The organism is Acinetobacter sp. ANC 3882 (assembly GCF_022549545.1).
Taxonomy (GTDB): domain Bacteria; phylum Pseudomonadota; class Gammaproteobacteria; order Pseudomonadales; family Moraxellaceae; genus Acinetobacter.
Window position 1 is genome coordinate 84149 of record NZ_JAKZGB010000010.1, and the last position, 17695, is coordinate 101843.

The 17695-nt window shown below is 40.0% G+C and carries 18 protein-coding genes; 11 read left to right on the forward strand and 7 right to left on the reverse strand.

All coding sequences use genetic code 11. The features are described from left to right. Positions 1-21: 21 nt before the first annotated feature. The gene (locus tag MMO42_RS15930) at positions 22-813 is read left to right on the forward strand and encodes a DUF4198 domain-containing protein (RefSeq protein WP_241321272.1); all 792 of its coding nucleotides are present in this window, start codon (positions 22-24) and stop codon (positions 811-813) included. A gap of 52 nt (positions 814-865) precedes the next feature. On the opposite strand, the gene MMO42_RS15935 is transcribed toward MMO42_RS15930, so the two are convergent. Further along, positions 866-1561, reverse strand: coding sequence for an epoxyqueuosine reductase QueH (locus tag MMO42_RS15935; RefSeq protein WP_241321273.1), 696 nt, complete (start codon positions 1559-1561; stop codon positions 866-868). A gap of 406 nt (positions 1562-1967) precedes the next feature. Here MMO42_RS15935 and MMO42_RS15940 point away from each other — a divergent pair, with 406 nt between their 5' ends. Then, entirely contained in the window at positions 1968-2888 is a 921-nt protein-coding gene (locus MMO42_RS15940; protein WP_241321274.1) for a LysR family transcriptional regulator, read from the forward strand. A 99-nt stretch (positions 2889-2987) separates the two neighbouring features. Here the strand turns inward: MMO42_RS15940 and MMO42_RS15945 are convergent, their stop codons facing one another. Both MMO42_RS15945 and MMO42_RS15950 read right to left on the reverse strand, forming a co-directional pair. Next, complete coding sequence (locus tag MMO42_RS15945; protein WP_005153613.1) at positions 2988-3443, reverse strand: DUF441 domain-containing protein; 456 nt, start codon at positions 3441-3443, stop codon at positions 2988-2990. 166 nt (positions 3444-3609) lie between these two features. Continuing rightward, positions 3610-4464 (reverse strand): hypothetical protein, encoded by an 855-nt coding sequence (locus MMO42_RS15950; protein ID WP_241321275.1) that lies wholly within the window; start codon positions 4462-4464, stop codon positions 3610-3612. A gap of 448 nt (positions 4465-4912) precedes the next feature. Between MMO42_RS15950 and MMO42_RS15955 the strand changes: the two genes are divergently transcribed. Further along, positions 4913-5473 carry a TetR/AcrR family transcriptional regulator gene (locus MMO42_RS15955; RefSeq protein WP_005294788.1) on the forward strand — a complete coding sequence of 187 codons (561 nt, stop codon included), beginning with the start codon at positions 4913-4915 and terminating at the stop codon, positions 5471-5473. A 136-nt stretch (positions 5474-5609) separates the two neighbouring features. On the opposite strand, the gene MMO42_RS15960 is transcribed toward MMO42_RS15955, so the two are convergent. Next, positions 5610-6389 (reverse strand): ferredoxin--NADP reductase, encoded by a 780-nt coding sequence (locus tag MMO42_RS15960; protein WP_005212762.1) that lies wholly within the window; start codon positions 6387-6389, stop codon positions 5610-5612. 100 nt (positions 6390-6489) lie between these two features. Between MMO42_RS15960 and tsaA the strand changes: the two genes are divergently transcribed. From tsaA to MMO42_RS15985, 5 genes are all read left to right on the forward strand, one after another. After that, complete coding sequence (tsaA, locus tag MMO42_RS15965) at positions 6490-7221, forward strand: tRNA (N6-threonylcarbamoyladenosine(37)-N6)-methyltransferase TrmO (RefSeq protein WP_241321276.1); 732 nt, start codon at positions 6490-6492, stop codon at positions 7219-7221. Between the two features lie 47 nt (positions 7222-7268). Then, positions 7269-9047: a GspE/PulE family protein gene (locus MMO42_RS15970; protein WP_241321277.1), complete on the forward strand. Its 1779-nt coding sequence runs from the start codon at positions 7269-7271 to the stop codon at positions 9045-9047. A gap of 87 nt (positions 9048-9134) precedes the next feature. After that, positions 9135-9500 (forward strand): NirD/YgiW/YdeI family stress tolerance protein, encoded by a 366-nt coding sequence (locus MMO42_RS15975; protein WP_241321278.1) that lies wholly within the window; start codon positions 9135-9137, stop codon positions 9498-9500. Between the two features lie 105 nt (positions 9501-9605). Further along, a complete protein-coding gene (locus MMO42_RS15980) occupies positions 9606-10265 on the forward strand; it encodes a response regulator transcription factor (RefSeq protein ID WP_241321279.1) in 660 nt (219 codons plus the stop codon). A gap of 4 nt (positions 10266-10269) precedes the next feature. Then, positions 10270-11601: an ATP-binding protein gene (locus MMO42_RS15985; RefSeq protein ID WP_241321280.1), complete on the forward strand. Its 1332-nt coding sequence runs from the start codon at positions 10270-10272 to the stop codon at positions 11599-11601. Positions 11602-11695: 94 nt separating this feature from the next. On the opposite strand, the gene MMO42_RS15990 is transcribed toward MMO42_RS15985, so the two are convergent. Next, positions 11696-11866 (reverse strand): hemin uptake protein HemP, encoded by a 171-nt coding sequence (locus MMO42_RS15990; RefSeq protein WP_004653932.1) that lies wholly within the window; start codon positions 11864-11866, stop codon positions 11696-11698. A 177-nt stretch (positions 11867-12043) separates the two neighbouring features. Here MMO42_RS15990 and MMO42_RS15995 point away from each other — a divergent pair, with 177 nt between their 5' ends. Then, positions 12044-12955, forward strand: coding sequence for a thiamine phosphate synthase (locus tag MMO42_RS15995; protein ID WP_241321281.1), 912 nt, complete (start codon positions 12044-12046; stop codon positions 12953-12955). A 2-nt stretch (positions 12956-12957) separates the two neighbouring features. On the opposite strand, the gene MMO42_RS16000 is transcribed toward MMO42_RS15995, so the two are convergent. Both MMO42_RS16000 and mrcB read right to left on the reverse strand, forming a co-directional pair. Continuing rightward, on the reverse strand, positions 12958-13506 hold the full coding sequence (locus tag MMO42_RS16000) for a tetratricopeptide repeat protein (RefSeq protein ID WP_241321282.1): 549 nt from the start codon (positions 13504-13506) through the stop codon (positions 12958-12960). 21 nt (positions 13507-13527) lie between these two features. Next, positions 13528-15936: a penicillin-binding protein 1B gene (gene mrcB / locus MMO42_RS16005; protein ID WP_241321283.1), complete on the reverse strand. Its 2409-nt coding sequence runs from the start codon at positions 15934-15936 to the stop codon at positions 13528-13530. Between the two features lie 234 nt (positions 15937-16170). Here mrcB and MMO42_RS16010 point away from each other — a divergent pair, with 234 nt between their 5' ends. Both MMO42_RS16010 and MMO42_RS16015 read left to right on the forward strand, forming a co-directional pair. Beyond that, positions 16171-17079 (forward strand): NAD(+) kinase, encoded by a 909-nt coding sequence (locus MMO42_RS16010; protein ID WP_032863147.1) that lies wholly within the window; start codon positions 16171-16173, stop codon positions 17077-17079. After that, on the forward strand, positions 17076-17348 hold the full coding sequence (locus MMO42_RS16015; protein ID WP_005153583.1) for a DUF1315 family protein: 273 nt from the start codon (positions 17076-17078) through the stop codon (positions 17346-17348). Before MMO42_RS16010 ends, MMO42_RS16015 begins: the two co-directional genes overlap by 4 nt. Positions 17349-17695 lie beyond the last annotated feature (347 nt).

Below are 17695 nucleotides of genomic sequence, written 5' to 3' on the forward strand. Positions count from 1 at the left end.
TTTAAAAAGGGTGGGATGAGAGTGAAAAAATTATTAATCAGTTCATTGGTAGTGGTTTCAGGTTATAGCTTTGCTCATGAACCTTATGTTGCGCCGATTGCTTATACGACTGAGCAAACGCAAGTGACTGTTATATCTGGTTATGCAGAAGAAGCATTAAATAGCGAATATGCATTAAAAAATGCAAAATTTGAAATTACAGCGCCAAACAACACCAAAACCACGATTGAGCCAGATTCTAAGCTCGGTTCGGCAACAGTATTTGATTTAAAATTACCAGAAGCAGGTACTTATACCGTCAAGACCAGCACAAGCTACCCTTTGAAATATGTGCAAGATCAAAAAGAATGGAAAATGTTTTTTGATATGCCTGCAGACAAAGCACCTGCAAAAGCTGAGCGTGATTTTGCAATTCCAGCAGATCTAAAAACGAAAAAAATTACCCCAGTCGAAATTACGCGTGAATGGACATTTTTGACATATTTAAGTAAAGAAAAAAATACGCCAATTCAAGCAAGCACTGCACCGATTCAAGTTGAGTTTTTAACGCATCCAAATGAGTTAAAAGCCAATCAAGCTGTAAAAATTAAAGTGTCGAAAGCGAATCAGGCACTTGCCAATGCCAATGTGGTGATTCGTGCTAAAGGTGCGACGGATAAGCAAGGGGTTAGCTTAAAAACAGCGGCTGATGGCAGTGCTGATTTAGTATTTCCAAAAGCAGCGGAATACTTGATTGAAGTGAGTGAAACAGTTGATGTGAAGCAAAAGCCAAGCAATCAGTTCTATAGCATTATCAGTGTTTCTGTAAATTAAGATGATAAAAGGCTAATTCATCAGAATTAGCCTTTTTGTTTTGATTTTATTTTTATTGATTGGACTCATCGTCCATCGCATTACTATAGAACTTAACACCCAGCTTAATTCGATCGCGACCATTACTCATACGCCAGCGATTGCTATCTCTAAGTGAATAAACACAACCACAATACTCTTGTTGATAAAACTCTTCACGTTTGCTGATTTCCAGCATACGGACGGCGCCACCGTGTTTACGCCAGTTATAGTCCCAATATTGAATATCTGAATAATGTGCCGCCGCACGTAGACCGCAGTCATTGATTTGCTGCATATTTTTCCAGCGGGAAATGCCGAGCGAACTGCTGATCAAGCTAAAACCGTGTTCATAGGCATAAAGTGCTGTTCTTTCAAAACGCATATCGAAGCACATGGTGCAACGAATGCCTTTCTCAGGTTCATTCTCCATCCCCTTGGCACGTGCAAACCAATTATCAGTATCGTAGTCACAGTCGATAAAAGGAATATTATGCTTCTCGGCAAAACGGATATTTTCTTCTTTACGAATCAGATATTCTTTGACTGGATGAATATTGGGATTATAGAAAAAGATTGAATAATCGATACCAGATTCAATTAAAGTTTCCATGACTTCACCAGAACAGGGTGCGCAGCATGAATGCAGCAATAGTTTGTCATGTCCTTCGGGCAAGCTGAGTTTTTGGCGTTCAAGCGTCTTTTGACTTTGTTGGGTCATCGTAGGCATGGTCTGCAACAGGTAATCTTACATTGTAAAAGTTTTAAAAGCCGATGGTGGTCGAATTCAATGAAATGTTCTCAGCTCATGCTGAAATTTTTTTAATAATGATGACTGCCAAATTCAGAAAAGTTTTACTTTTTCTATCCCTTTCTTGGCTCAAGTGCTGTTTTTGATCCAGAACAGAATGTTCTCATTGGCTAAGATAAGTAAATTTCATGTGATATGAAAATAATGAAAGAAAATTAATAGTGAGACAATCTAATTAATTTAATGCTAAGATGAATTAAATTCAACAGAAATCCTTTCTAACCTTTAAACAAGGATGGGCAACTCAGGATCAAAATCTGATTATGGGATGGTAAATCTCTCTTAAAAAGGGGGATTTAAAGGATTTAAGCGCAAGGCCATTGCTATGTTAGAACTTCGTCATTTAAAAACTTTAATTGCTTTAAGAGAGCACGGTTCATTGGTATCTGCCGCAACAGATTTATGTCTTACGCCATCTGCAATTTCACATCAATTAAAAGAACTTGATCATTGGTATGGGGTCGAAGTTGTAAATCGTCGTAGCCGTCCAGTCAGCTTTTCCAATGTCGGCGAACGCTTGCTTAAACTGGCAGATGATGTGTTACCCCAAGTTCAGATCGCGCAAACTGATATTACACGTATCGTGCATGGGCAAACGGGACGCATTATTTTCTCATCTGAATGTCATAGTTGTTTTGACTGGTTGATGCCGTTGTTAAATCAATATCGCCTACAATATCCCGATGTAGATCTGGATTTCGCAGCAGGCTTTGAATCCAATCCGCATGAACTTTTGCAAAATGCCGAGTTTGATTTATTGATTACGGCTGATCCCATCGCATTAAAGGGGATTGAATACTTCCCAATCTTTGAATACGAATCGCGGTTAGTATTATCAAATACGCATCCTTTGGCCCGTGCGGAACACGTTTCGGTACAAGATTTAGCGGAAGAAACGCTGATCACTTATCCTGTTGATAAACATCGCTTGGATATCATGGCGCATTTGTTTATTCCTGAAAATATTCAACCTAAGCATATTCGGACCACTGATCTGACCCAGATGTTAATTCAATTGGTAGCCAGTGGGCGTGGTATTGCGGCTTTACCTGATTGGGTGGTCAATGAATATGAACAAAAAGGTTGGGTGGTGAGTCGCCGTTTAGCCTGTGTTTCGCCACAAGGCTTAAGACGTACCCTATACGCAGGCTATCGAACAGAGGATAAGGAAAAGAATTATTTTGAGGGATTTATTAAGCAACTTGAAAAGTTCTCCAAGATGCGAACTGTTTATTATGAGCAATGACAAATTGTTAAAGCTTAAAAGGTAGGGAAATGAACGTCTACCTTTTAGTTCTAAAATAGTGTAATCATGGGGATTTGGGTGGGGGTATCTATTTTATCGTTAAGACTTGCCAATCAACAGAGATAAGATTCCTGCGGCAATGAGTGGTCCCACGGGTACGCCACGCAACAGCGCAACACCTGCCACTGTACCAATCAATAATCCAGCAACTACATCAGGTTGGTTACTCATCAGCTTCACACCGCGTCCACCTAGCCATGCGACCAATAAGCCCACAGCAATTGCAGCGAGGGACTTGATACTGATGAATGATTTTAGGATGCTTTCACCACTGATTTTGCCACTCGCAATCGGTGCAAGTACGCCAATGGTTAAAATAATAATGCCGATATTCAAACCATGATTTTGAATATAAGGGAAAAATTGATTTAAAGGTGTGAGCTTAACCAAGATCAGACAAGCTGCCGCCACAGTCACCGCTGTATTTTGACTAAAGACACCACAGCCTAATAAAACAAGAAGAACCAATAAGTTGACATCAAATTGTGAAAACATGCGCTGGATATTTGCGGGAAAGAAAGTTGAATTATATCGTAAATTGCCAGCTGACTTTGATTAAATTAGCATCTGAACGGTTAGAGTATAGAGATTCTTTTTCTCAACCCATAAAAAAGCCATCTTTCAACAGAAACGTTGAAGATGGCTCCTTGTATTAGAGAAATTAAGCCAGTTTTTTGAATGTTCCGTAATATGCAATTTGTTCATCCCAGAATTGTTCCCACAAATCACAATATTCAAGACAAATTTGGCGAATAGACGCATATTCAGATTCGACACATGCTTGCGCTAATACGAACCATAAATCATCTTCATGATCATCATCAGCCGCTTCAGCAGATGCATCATGTGACACGCCATGCACATAGTAATAACCGCTATCCACATCAAAACCGACAGCCTTGGTTGCTTGACGTAATGCAGGGCTAAATAAAATGACTTCTTCTTCTGCCACGGCTAGCAGAGCAGAAACGGCTTGATAGCTGTGAAATGAGTTTTCCAGATAATTACGAACACGTTGCGAGATTAGTGACGGTTGATAGTCATTTCGTTCCGATTGGCTCAGTTCAAAGTCATTTAGCACATCTTCAAACAGCGGGTAGTGCGCATATTCAGGATTGCCAGAATAGTATCCTTCTTCATCAAGACCAGGGCGGAATCCGAACTCATCCAAAATATTAAGATTAAGTAAAAAGCGCGGAAACATTTTTGAACCAGAAAGTAAGCGTGGTTCTAACTGTTTGGTTTGAAATTGCGCCATTAACAATGCATCGGTAAATACCTGTACAATGGCATGACGATATTCTAAGTGAATGTGTTTTAAAGTTTCTTTGTCAATTACGCCGTCATTTAAAAGTTGAATGGCTGGATGGCGTGAAACAGGATGATGTGAAATCTCTGTACGTAATTGATTCAGAAAGTTCAGGTTCTTGTTCCATAGCTCAACAGAAATACTATTCTTCATTCCTTCAATAGCGTTCTGTCTTGGATTGTTAAAGTTTTCAAATTTTTTTGGCATAGTTTTATACTCGATGGATTAATAATATTATTGCTTTTCCAATTATTTAGTTAGATTTTTTTTGGTTGCTTATGAATATAACTATTGGTTCAACCAAACATCTTTTTATTGGATGATTTAAATATAAAATGATTTTTTTGTGAAATCAATTTATTAAGACGGCTAAAAAATAATTAGAAAGTTTATCAATTAACTTAACTCTAAATAAAAGGAGAATTGATTCACGTTATATTTTTTTATTTTAAAAATAGAAAGATTTTTTTACAAATGATCTTGTGTATAGACAGATTTTTACATACCCTATAAGAGGGACAATAAAGAAAATACGACTTTTCGATAATGCTCTTAAAATAACATAAACATACATAGTGGCCAGAACTTTCCAGCATGTAAACTATGTCTAAATAATGCATTAAGTTTTTTGATAGAATTCTAAAAGGATAATAAAATGTCAAAAAAAGAAGATATTATTGCAACGGCTCTAGACCTTTTTAACCGCCATAACTACAGCTCTGTGGGTGTGGACCGAATTATTAGTGAGTCAGGTGTTGCGAAGATGACTTTCTATAAATACTTTCCTTCCAAAGAGAACCTGATTGAAGAGTGTCTATCTCGAAGGAATAAGAGTATTCAAGAGGCAATTGAACACGAAGTTAATTCGAAGCAAGAAGATGATTATTTGGGGAAAATTAAGGCGGTCTATTTTTGGCACTTGGGCTGGTTTAACTCAGATGATTTTCATGGTTGTATGTTTCAAAAAGCTTCTTTAGAAATATTACAACAATATCCCTCTATTATTAAACCGATCGTAGAATATCGCGAATGGTTAATGGGACTGGTTGAAGCGCTATTTGAAAAAGCCAAGGTATATCAACCTCACGTACTTACAGCAATGTATATCAATATATTAGATGGTATGACTGCTTATGCAAAAGTAAATAAGGATCATGCTCAAATAGAAGAGTGTTGGTATTATATTGAGCGATTAATTCATTTGGAAGCGGCTTAATAGATAATATATTTAGTTTTATTAAATAGTGGCTTTATTAAAATTAATATAAATAAAATCTTAAATCTAACTTAAAATTATTAAAATAAAAAACCGAGGATAATACCTCGGTTTTTTATTGCTTATTTATTCAGCATTATTTTTCAACGAATGCGCGTTCGATGACATAATCACCCATAACGCCCATACGTGGTGATTCGACTAAACCATGTTCATCAAGCAATGCAGCAACGTCTTTTAAGAACGCAGGGCTACCACACAGCATGGCACGGTCAGTTTCACGGTTGAAACGAGGTAAACCAATCTTTTCAAAGAGTTCGCCAGTTTCAATAGCCGTTGTTACACGACCTTGGGTGTGGAACGGCTCACGTGTCACTGTTGGGTAGTAAACCAGTTTGTCTTTGATGCCCAATTCTTCAAAGAACTCGTGGCTTGGAAGCTCATTTAAGATTAAATCTTGGTAAGCAAGTTCAGATACATAACGTGTACCGTGAACCATGATCACTTTCTCAAATTTTTCGTAAGTTTCTGGGTCACGAAGCAGTGAAAGGAAAGGAGCAAGGCCAGTACCAGAAGATAAAAGGTATAAGTTTTTACCTGGTAATAAGTCGTCGTGTACTAAAGTGCCTGTAGGCTTTTTAGAAATCAGGATTTCGTCGCCCACTTGTACTTTTTGTAAAATAGAAGTTAATGGACCGTCTTGTACTTTAATAGAGAAGAATTCGAGTTCTTCTTCATAATTCGCACTCGCGATCGAATAAGCACGCATTAAAGGCTTACCATTCACTTCAAGGCCGATCATCACAAACTGACCATTTTTAAAACGTAAGCTGGTGTCGCGTGTCGTTTTAAAACTGAAAAGCGTGTCATTCCAGTGGTGAACATGAGTAATGCGTTCAACGTTAAAAGCAGCCATTAAAGGTCTCGATCACAGTTAAAAGAAACAGATGGCTATTCTAATCTAAAATCATTCTCGATAAACTGAATATATTTAATTGTGTTTATAAGAAAAAGTGATGAGCAACTCTGTAGTCATGTCGATCATTGGCCATATGCATTCACCTTATCGTGAGAAATTTGGCATTCCACGGCAGCCAAACCTCGTTCAAGTCGAGTCATTTATAGAGATGACGGAACCCTATAACGATATTTTGGCATTTGAGGGGATCGAAGATTTTAGCCATTTGTGGTTGCTTTGGCAGTTCCATGAAAATAAAAATCAAGATAACTCTTTGAATCAAATGTCTAAATTTCGTCCACAAGTGCGTCCGCCACGCTTGGGTGGGAATCAAAAAATTGGTGTTTTTGCAACGCGAAGCATGTATAGACCATCTCCAATAGGGTTATCAGTGGTTCGCTTTCTACGGGTGGAGAAACATGGAAAATCTATTCGCTTGTATGTGACAGGCAGTGATTTATTGCATGGCACACCGATTTTAGACATCAAACCGTATATTCAATATTCAGATGCGATTGCGGATTCACAGAGTGGTTATGCACATGAACAACCCATTCGCAAAATAGTACGTTGGACAGAAACTGCACAGTCACAGCAGCAACAGCTATTAAAGCAAATGATTTTGGACAAAAAGATATTCGATGAACTGGAACAAGTGTTATCTTTAGATCCAAGACCTGCATATCAACAGGATGCTGAACGGGTCTATGGAATGTGTTTTGCTGAATTGAATATTCGTTTTACAGTGGATGATAGGAACGTCACTGTGGTGGCTGTAGAACAAAGCTAAAACTTTAAAAAATATAATTGAGTTTAAAATTTGGGGAACTGACGGTCATGCAAGCGCAGGCAAAATTTGCAAATTTTTCTTTTACCATTGATGTGACGTGGTGCTTAGAGCAGCTACTGAAAGATGGTCGTATTACTGAACGAGATAAATTACTTGTTCAAACCACTCATCGTCAAAAAGAACAATTGAAATGGCATCCTTTGCAATGGATTGCCAATTTTAATTTAAAAGATCAACTCAATGCTAGCTCAACATTGACGCTTAACCGTTTGTGTCAGTGGCTGGCTGAAAAAGCAGAAATGCCGTTGTTTGTGATTGACCCACTCAAAGCGGATGTAGCTGCGCTCACCAGTGTCATGTCACAAGAATTTGCCGTGCGCAACCACATTTTAGCGGTCGATGTACAAGCGGATCGAATTTTGATTGGGACCGATCAGCCATTTACGACAGAATGGCTGAATAACCTAGAGCGTAGCTTAGCGCCGAAGAAGATCGAAAAAGTTCTGTTAAATCCAGAACAATTGCAACGTTATCTTGTTGAATATTACCAAGTCAGCCGTGCAGTCAGCTCGTCGCAGAATGCGAGTGTTTATGACCGTGAAAATAAGGGTGTTGAAGCTTTATTGCAGTTGGGTGATGCGCAAAATCCGGATGCCAATGATCAGCATATTGTCAAACTGGTGGATTGGGTACTGCAATTTGCTTTCGAGCAAGGTGCCAGTGATATTCATTTGGAGCCGCGTAAAGATAAAGGGAAGGTGCGTTTCCGTATCGATGGTGTCTTACATACCATCTATAACATGCCAGCAAATACACTCACTGCCGTGATTTCGCGGATTAAAATTCTTGGTCGTATGAATGTGGCAGAAAAGCGCAAACCGCAAGATGGCCGCTTAAAAACGCGGACACCGAAAGGTCAGGAAACTGAACTCCGTCTTTCGACTTTACCGACGGCCTTTGGTGAAAAACTGGTGATGCGTATCTTTGATCCAGAAGTGTTGGTACGTAGTTTCCAGCAACTTGGTTTTGAAGGGCATTTGTTGCAGAGCTGGCAGCAGCTGACGCAGCATAGTCACGGCATTATTTTGGTCACAGGCCCAACGGGTTCAGGTAAAACCACCACGCTGTATTCATCGTTAAAACAATTGGCAACAGAACAAGTCAATGTGTGTACCATTGAAGACCCGATTGAGATGTTAGAGCCAAGCTTTAACCAAATGCAGGTCAATCCAAATATTGAATTAGGTTTTGCCGATGGTGTACGCGCGTTGATGCGTCAAGACCCCGATATTATTATGGTGGGGGAGATTCGTGACCACGATACTGCGAATATGGCGATTCAAGCGGCATTAACGGGGCATTTGGTACTTTCAACACTTCATACCAATGATGCACCATCGAGCTTAACGCGCTTACATGATTTGGGTATACAGCCATTCCTTACAGCAGCAACCATTCTCGGTGTTTTGGCGCAACGCTTGGTGCGTAGACTTTGCCCGCATTGCAAACAAGAAACACAGATGAATGAACATGAGTGGGAGCATTTGACCTTTGACTATATGATGGATATGCCAACCACTATGTACAAAGCAGTTGGTTGTGAAGCCTGCCGTCATACTGGCTACAAAGGTCGTGTCGGTATTTATGAGTTTATGCCAGTCAGTTTAGAGTCAAAGTCGTTAATCAGCGCACATGGCACACTGAATGATTTAAGAGCACAGGCCAAGAAAGAAGGGATTGAGCCATTGCGTATTGCAGGCGCACGTAAAGTGATCGAAGGTGTGACCACATTAGAGGAAGTATTACGTGTGGTTCCTTTGAGTTAAACAGAAAATTTTAATCTTCAGATTCACCTCATCTTCATTTGTTTTAATGACTATATCGAAATGATGAACCACGATGAGGGTATAAATATGAACGTATTTTCTAAAGTTGCAGTGATTGCTGGTTTGGTTGGCGTAACAACACTTGCCGTCGCGAATACAGGTGCTGTCAATCAGCAAGCTTTGGCTCCGACACAAACCACGACGGTGAAACAAGCATTAACCTTGAAAGATGATACGCCAGTACAATTAAAAGGCTATGTCGTGAAAGCAACTGGTGATGAGAAATATCAGTTTAGTGATCAAACAGGTAGCATCACGGTCGATATTGATGATGATTTATGGATGGGCAAACCAGTTTCAGCAAAAACACCTGTGACGATTATTGGTGAAATTGACATCGACTATAAACCAGCCAAGCGTGTTGAAGTTGATGTAAACCAAGTTAAATTCTAAGCTGTATGACTTAAAAAAACCACATGATCAATCATGTGGTTTTTTTGCTTGTTGTACCGTTTAAAGGCATGATAAATCTTAGTAGTTTGATGGATGTAGGGTTCTATGCGAATTTTATTGGCTGAAGATGATGCATCTCAGGCAGAAAGTATCAAAGACTGGCTCGAGATGGATGGTTATAGCGTAGATTGGGTGGAGCGCGGTGATCATGCAATTCTAGCAGTCGAACAGCATCAATACGATTGTATCTTGCTTGATCGTGGACTGCCGCAAGCTTCTGGAGATGAGATTTTGAAGGCCATTCGTCGTCAGAACTCCAAAACTCCCGTGATTTTTATTACCGCTAAAGATCATATTCATGACCGAGTTGAAGGTTTAGATCTTGGTGCTAATGATTATTTGGTCAAGCCATTTAATTTAGAGGAATTATCGGCACGGGTTCGTTCACAGTTACGTCAGCATCAGGCTCAAGCGGGTCAGTATCTCAGTTTCTTGGATTTACAACTGGACCCACAGGCAAAAACCTTAAGCAAGGCAGGACAAACCATTAATCTGACAGCTAAAGAGTTTCAAATTTTACATAAATTGATGCAAAAGCCAGATCATATTCTGACACGGGAGCAACTCGAAGAGTCTTTGTATGCATGGGGCGATGAAATCGAAAGTAATGCGATTGAAGTATTTATTTATCAAATTCGAAAGAAAATTGGCGGGCAATATATTAAAACCATTCGTGGTTTAGGCTACCGCATGCATCAGGAATAACAGAATGAAAGTGGTGTCGTTGCAAACCAAGTTGGTGAAAACCTCTTTGATCAGTTCAGTTGTCGCTGGTTGTGTGGCATTACTTTTATTCGCTGTGATTTCAGTGTATCAAACCATGCAAGTGCAAGATGAAATCATGGATGAGATTTCAGACATGCTGCTGATTACGGATTTGACTACAACATCAGGGCAGCAGATTGATGAATTAAGTGAACAGTTTGATATTCAATATCGATTGAGCAATCAACAGCAGATTTTAACTCAGTCAGAAGATTTCCATCTTGATCCGCAGTATTACACTTTGATGAATGCAACACAGGGTGACTTTGGCCTGATTTGGCAGAAAGGTCAGCTATGGCGGAGCTATGCAGGTGAAGGTGAGCATGCACCTATGCAGGTGTTGATTTTACAGCCTTTAGGCGAACGCTTTAAAGACTTGTTGAATAGTTTTGCGGGCTATGCACTGATTTTAATCTTGGTGTGGTTGATGCAATGGATCATGTTACATTTTTTGATTAAACGCCAATTTAAAGTCATTCATCAATTATCTACTGAGATTTCTGCAAAGAATGCTGATGATCTATCACCGATTCAAACGGGTCAGGTTGAGCTAAAGGAATTACAACCGATGCTGGGTCAATTAAATCGATTATTAAATCGACTAGATCATGCGTTGCAGGCAGAGCAGCGCTTTACTGCAGATGCATCGCATGAGTTGCGCTCGCCATTGTCCGCAATCCAGATGCGTTTACAGTTGTTGCAGCGTAAATATCCAGAACGTGTGGCCGATTTTTCTCAAATGCAGCAAGATGTAAGTCGTGGAATTCAGACTTTAGAAAATCTGTTGCTATTGGCACGATTGGATCCTGAGCATTCAGACAATCTTCCCAAAACTCATTTTGCATTGCAATTGGTGGTCGATGAAGCAACCCACGCATTGGATTTATTTGCACATGAGAAGGCAATTCAAATCCAGCATACGTCAAGTCTGCCTGACAGTACGATTTTAGCCAATCAACAGCTGATCTTTACCTGCATACGCAATATTTTAGACAATGCAATTCGATACACACCAGAAAATGGAACGGTCTATATTGCATTAAATCAGCGATCTCATGGGCTAGAGCTGAGTATTGAAAATGATGGGAATGGTCTCAGTGCAGAAATTTTAGAACGGCTGGGTGAACGTTTCTATCGTGCTTTGGGAACTAAAACACAAGGTTCTGGCTTAGGGCTCTCGATTTGTAAAAAAATCATTGAATTGCATCATGGTGAAATGAGGTTTGCACAGTCTGAATATGGGGGGCTGCAGGTTAGGATAAGTTTCAAGATGTGAGCCTATTTTTAAATAAACAAGCAAACTAAAAAAGCAGTATGCGCTGACATACTGCTATTCCCACGTTTTTTATTGTTGTCCGATTATTATTATATTACTTCGTTAAAATAAGGCGGTTATTGCGGGTTAAACGTAAACGATACTCCTCACCAGCATGCATGATGCGGATTTCGCGACCTAAGGCAAAAAGGTTATTTGAATGCAACATTGGCAATGATTGAGCTGCATCTGTACTACGAGTGAAAAGGCTGAATGGTGCGTTCATTTGTTATGCTCCGTGGTGTGTTTTTTAATGTTTTAAATGATAATCATTATCGAATAGACCTGTCAACGGAAATTTTAAGAATTTACAAAATCATTCATTAATTTTGTTTTTTGACATGGGAATACGGTGACATTTTCCTTAAAATGGCTATAGAAAAATGAGGGAATTTAAACTGTTATGGCAAAAGCTACAGTTGACGTTGCGATCGCAATTTTATTACATAAAGCAAAAGTTTTAGTCGGTTGGAGACAGGCAAACCAACACCAAGGCAACAAACATGAATTTCCAGGTGGCAAAGTTGAACAAGGTGAAACACCTGAACAGGCTTGTCGTCGGGAAATTTATGAGGAAGTTGGGATCGGCTTGAAAGATTGGCACGCTTTTGATGTGATTCAGCATGAATATGAAGACATTATTGTTAATTTACATTTATTCCATGCTTATGTTCCCGATGAGTTGCTCGGTCTTATTCATCAACCGTGGGCTTGGTATAGCCGTGATCAGTTAATCGGTTTAAATTTTCCGAAAGCGAATGCCGCAATTCTGCAACGTTTAAACTGGCCGCATTTGATTAAGATCAGTGATCAGATCGATACTTTGCCTCAGCAACAGGCGCTCTTGTATTGGCGTATACACACTGATGATCTTGAGAAGGTTGAGCAGCAACTTGGTAATTTCAATGATGAGCAATTGCAAAAATTGATTGTCAATATCGATCTCTGGCAGAAACTAACTGTAGAGTTGCAAAACAAGATACAGACGATCCATTTAAAGCAATCACAGCTGATGAATCTAAGTAAAGGTGGCTTGATTGTCGGCAAGCGTTTTATCGCCGCCTGTCATGATGCAGTTTCTTTGCAACATGCCCAGCAGATTGGCTGTGATGCGGCATTTCTCAGCCCCGTATTTGCGACAGAAACACACCCAGATAGCAAAGTGCTGGGGTGGGATCGTTTTCAGGAATTGGCACAGAACAGTGATATTCCGGTATTTGCTTTAGGTGGGGTTGCACCTGCAGATGTAGAACAAGCCCAAAAACATCATGCTTATGGGCTTGCTGGGATTCGTCAATTTAGTTCAATCGACTAAGCTTAAAGGGCCTGAATAGTTCTTCGTGCTTCTTGGGCCTTAATCGTATGACCGCGTGCTTCGCTGGCTTTGAGAATAATCATCCAGAGTTGCTTCTTCATGGCATTGCTTTGCGCATAACTTAAGCCACGACGTGCCAGAGCTTCAGCATTGGCATATTCTTTACGCTGATCTGCAATCATTGCCAAATACAAATAAGTTTCTGTGGCTTGTGGTGCAATACGTTGTGCTTGCAGTGCATAACGTTCTGCTTCTGCAAGTTGCTGTTGTTTATATGCCACTTGAGTTTTTTGCATTAAGGTTTTAAAAGCAGGTAACTGGCTGCCATCATTAAATTTTTGCTGAACCTTTTGTTGCGGCACAACCACTGGAACGCTCTGACGCTTAATTTCTTTTTGGTCATAAGGCGTGATTTTCACACCAGAAGAAGGCTGGGTTACCTTCTTTTTTGGTGGAATGTTAGTGGTTGGTTTAGTGACCACTTTTTCGGGCGCTGCTGTACAACCTGCAAGCAGCAACACGCCAAGCATAACCGTGATTTTTTTCATCATGTCCAATCATCCTTATTAAAGTTAATTCTCACCGCTGTAACTGCCGCTAGAGATAACGCGCGTTGGGGTGTGATTGGATAAATCTGTATCCATTTGATTTTCACTTTCACGAATATAGTTGCTGATCCCATCATTATGATCATCAGCAGGTGTTTCATCGGATTGAGGAATGTAGGTTGGCTCAACTTCGTAGTGAGATTGACCACACAGCGTTGCACGACGAGGTACTGTTTGACGGAGGAGTGGAATATACATCGCACCATCACAGCCTTGAGCAGACAAGTCACCGCTGGCACTATCAATCCATTGCCATTGAACATTATCTGTTTGACGTAAATTGACTGGTTCTTGGCGGAGTTGTTTCATCACATTGGTCCACACAGGCAATGCACCTGACGAACCCGTTAAGCCTGTCACTTTATTATCATCCAGACCTAACCACACCACTGCAACATGATTACCTGAATAACCTGCAAACCATGAGTCTCTCGTGTCATTCGTTGTTCCAGATTTACCAGCTAAATTCAGTGATTCAGGTAAACTGCTATAAGCAGAGCGACCTGTACCAGAACGCATCACTTGTTGTAAACCATAATTGATAATGTATGCCGCAGCAGGGTCAATGGTTTGTTGAACATTCAAGCCATAACGCTCAAGTAAGTGTCCTTTGGCATCGACCACGGTACGAATCGAACGTGGTGGGTATTTAAAGCCACCCGTCGCAAAGTTGCCGTAAATGCTCAATACTTCCATTGGTGACATATTTACAGCACCAAGGTAAATCGATGGATAGGCCGGAATATCTGAACTCACGCCAAACTGTTTGAGTTTATTGCTGAAGGCAGATAAACCAAACTCATTTGCCAAGCGAACAGTAGAGAGGTTATACGAGTTGGCTAATGCTTGTTGCATTGGCACGACACCATGTTCGCCGCCACTATAGTTCTTCGGTGTCCAGCTCTTGTCACCATCAATTGGAATATTGACGGCACTGTCTTCAATTGGGCTTGCCCAAGTATAACGCCCAGACTCGATTGCATTTAAGTAGATGATTGGTTTTAACAGAGAACCGACTTGACGTTTTGCATCTAAGGCACGGTTAAAGCCAGTAAAGTCTTGAGTTGAGCCAACCGCTGCGACCAGCTCACCATTTTCAGGATGAGCAACCAATACTGCACCTTGTAAGTTTTTCAGACGGGCAGGGTTGGCTTTGGCTAAACGATCAACAGTACTCTTAAACGCATTTTGCACTTGTGTTTGTGCAATTGGATCAAGTGTGGTGAAAATTCTTAAGCCTTGATTGGTAATGTCGCTTTCTTGATATTCGGTACGCAGTTGACGACGTACGATATCCAAGAAATCTGGGAATTTTGCAGGGCCCAAGGTTGGTTTACTGACCACATTTAAGGGACGTGCAATTTCATCTTGATATTCAGCTTCGGTTAAATAGCCCATGACTTTCATGTTATTTAACACAACATCACGACGCTTTTTCGCAGATTCTGGATTACGCCAAGGGTTATACAGTGATGGACCTTGCACTAAACCAACGAGGAAGGCCTGCTGTGAGATATTCAGCTCACGTAAAGGCAAGCCAAAATAAAATTGTGATGCTAGACCATAGCCATTGATTGAGTAGCTACCATTTTGGCCTAAGTTCACTTCATTTAGATAAGCTTCAAGAATTTCATCTTTGCTGTAATGCAGTTCAATCAACACTGCCATCAGCGCTTCATTGACCTTACGTTTCAAGGTTTTTTCAGGTGAAAGATAGAAGTTTTTCACTAACTGTTGCGTTAAAGTCGAACCACCTTGACGACGGCCACCCGTGGCATTACTGACCAAGGCACGTGCGGTACCACGGATCGAAATACCATGGTGATGATAGAAGTTACGATCTTCTGTCGAAATCAATGCTTCAATCAGCGTTTTTGGTACTTTATTTAATTTGATCAGAACGCGATCTTCATTATGTTGTGGATAAATACCACCAATCAATAAAGGTTCTAAACGTGCGACGCCTGTGCTCGAAGGCTTGGTGGAACGGATTTCACTCACCTGACCATCAGCAAAAGCAAGTTCCAGCACTTGCTCAGGTTCATTGCTATCGCCATAGTCAAAACCACGGGTATGTACATACATCTGGTTGCCTTGTACTACATAGCTACCAGACTTGTCGTAATTTGCCGTGTTTTTATAGCCGAGTAATTTTAACTCTTGGGTAAAATTCTCTTGAGTAATAGGTGCACTAGAATAGATTTCTAATGGGCGAGCAAACACCTTGGCAGGGATGTCCCAACGCTGACCTTCAAATTTGTCACGAATAATATTATCCAAGCGGATCAGATAGATACTAAAAGCAACAAAGACACCTATCACTAACATTGAGAAAATGAGTGCTAGAAAACCAATACCACGTTCAAACTTCATAGATTTGCGTTAAAACCAAAACAATGTCGGTAATGATGCGATAGCTTATTGTCATTTTGCAATCATAAAACTGTGAATAAATAGCAACATGCAATAAAAACTTTAAGGATGTGTTGACATTAATCGTATAAAAAAACAACGGATAGACATTTTTATACTTTTTAATCAATCATCAACGCAACATTGGTTGTTAATGATATGATAGTCAGTAATCGCGACGGAGCTGAATTATTCGTGCAAATTTCACATAAATCCTTTCGAAATATTGGTCTAATTGGACGACCAGACAAGTATTCTGTAGTAGAAACGTTATGTTTAATTCATGATCATTTGATCACTTTAGGCCTAAACCCCGTTTTTGATCAGGAAACAGCTAAACTGGTTCCATATGGTCATGGGCAGACGGTAAGCCGAAATTTATTGGGTGAAGTTGTCGATTTAGTGATAGTGGTTGGCGGTGATGGTTCATTGCTTCATGCTGCTCGTGCTTTGGTACGACATAATACGCCTGTAATCGGCATTAACCGTGGTCGACTGGGTTTTCTGACGGATATCAAACCTGCCGAAGCTATTTTTAAACTTGATCAGGTATTACAAGGTCAATTCCAGCTGGATCGCCGTTTCTTATTGGAAATGGAAGTTCGAACCAATGGTGAAACGATTTACGATGCGATTGCATTGAATGATGTGGTTTTACACTCAGGTAAATCGGTTCATATGATCGATTTTGAGTTGAATATTGATGGGCAATACGTTTATCGTCAGCATAGTGATGGTTTAATTGTTTCTACACCAACTGGCTCGACTGCTTATTCTTTGTCGGGTGGTGGGCCAATCCTGCATCCGAGTATGGATGCTATTGCACTGGTTCCGATGCATCCTCACACGTTATCATCACGACCAATCGTGGTGGGTGGGCAAAGTGAGATTAAGATTACCATCCGTGAAAATCGTGTTTTACCTATGGTCAGTGCTGATGGACAACATAGTGTTGCATTAAATGTCGGTGATACTGTGCATATTCGCAAACATCCGTTTAAACTAAGCTTATTACATCCACCTGGCTATGATTTTTATATGGCTTGCCGTACTAAACTGGGTTGGAATCAAGATTTTGAATCTTTTCAACAGGATGACTCATGAATATTGAACAAATGCTCGCTATTTTAAATCCTGAAATTGTTGAGCGTCTTCGGACTGCCGTTGAAATTGGCAAATGGCCAAATGGTATTGTTTTAACCAAAGAGCAACGTGAAATTTGCATGCAAGCTGTTTATGCGTGGGAAATGGAAAATTTGCCGAAAGAACAGCGTAGTGGTTATATTGATCGTGCTACCAAAGAAGAAGGTGAGGAATGTGATGATGATCATCACAAACACGAACCTGAATTTAAGCCGATTCGGTTTGTTTAAAATGAATTGAAATATTTAAAATGCTCTCAATTTTGAGGGCATTTTTATTGAGCTGCTGATTGAAGGTAATGGCCTGAAATGGTCATAATCTAAATGAATTAAGTGAAGCTGTAATAAAAATGAGACAAAAAACGTCACAAATGGACAGAACAGTCTAGTCATGGCAATGTTTTTTTGAGTAGAATAAAGAAAATTTAATGAAATGTTCTAAAAAAAATGTTGAGTAATATTTTTCAGGCTTTGGAAAGTTTAGGCCTTACAGCACAAAAACGTGCCATTCATATTCAATTTTCGAATCAAAATTTAAATACTCAAGTTTTCTTGCAGCGCATTGATGGGCAGCATCA

Coding starts and splice junctions, on each gene's coding strand:
- MMO42_RS15935 (WP_241321273.1), bottom strand. CDS start 1,561: ATGCCTACGATGACCCAACAAAGTCAAAAGACGCTTGAACGCCAAAAA.
- MMO42_RS15940 (WP_241321274.1), top strand. CDS start 1,968: ATGTTAGAACTTCGTCATTTAAAAACTTTAATTGCTTTAAGAGAGCAC.
- MMO42_RS15945 (WP_005153613.1), bottom strand. CDS start 3,443: ATGTTTTCACAATTTGATGTCAACTTATTGGTTCTTCTTGTTTTATTA.
- MMO42_RS15950 (WP_241321275.1), bottom strand. CDS start 4,464: ATGCCAAAAAAATTTGAAAACTTTAACAATCCAAGACAGAACGCTATT.
- MMO42_RS15955 (WP_005294788.1), top strand. CDS start 4,913: ATGTCAAAAAAAGAAGATATTATTGCAACGGCTCTAGACCTTTTTAAC.
- MMO42_RS15960 (WP_005212762.1), bottom strand. CDS start 6,389: ATGGCTGCTTTTAACGTTGAACGCATTACTCATGTTCACCACTGGAAT.
- tsaA (WP_241321276.1), top strand. CDS start 6,490: ATGAGCAACTCTGTAGTCATGTCGATCATTGGCCATATGCATTCACCT.
- MMO42_RS15970 (WP_241321277.1), top strand. CDS start 7,269: ATGCAAGCGCAGGCAAAATTTGCAAATTTTTCTTTTACCATTGATGTG.
- MMO42_RS15975 (WP_241321278.1), top strand. CDS start 9,135: ATGAACGTATTTTCTAAAGTTGCAGTGATTGCTGGTTTGGTTGGCGTA.
- MMO42_RS15980 (WP_241321279.1), top strand. CDS start 9,606: ATGCGAATTTTATTGGCTGAAGATGATGCATCTCAGGCAGAAAGTATC.
- MMO42_RS15985 (WP_241321280.1), top strand. CDS start 10,270: ATGAAAGTGGTGTCGTTGCAAACCAAGTTGGTGAAAACCTCTTTGATC.
- MMO42_RS15990 (WP_004653932.1), bottom strand. CDS start 11,866: ATGAACGCACCATTCAGCCTTTTCACTCGTAGTACAGATGCAGCTCAA.
- MMO42_RS15995 (WP_241321281.1), top strand. CDS start 12,044: ATGGCAAAAGCTACAGTTGACGTTGCGATCGCAATTTTATTACATAAA.
- MMO42_RS16000 (WP_241321282.1), bottom strand. CDS start 13,506: ATGATGAAAAAAATCACGGTTATGCTTGGCGTGTTGCTGCTTGCAGGT.
- mrcB (WP_241321283.1), bottom strand. CDS start 15,936: ATGAAGTTTGAACGTGGTATTGGTTTTCTAGCACTCATTTTCTCAATG.
- MMO42_RS16015 (WP_005153583.1), top strand. CDS start 17,076: ATGAATATTGAACAAATGCTCGCTATTTTAAATCCTGAAATTGTTGAG.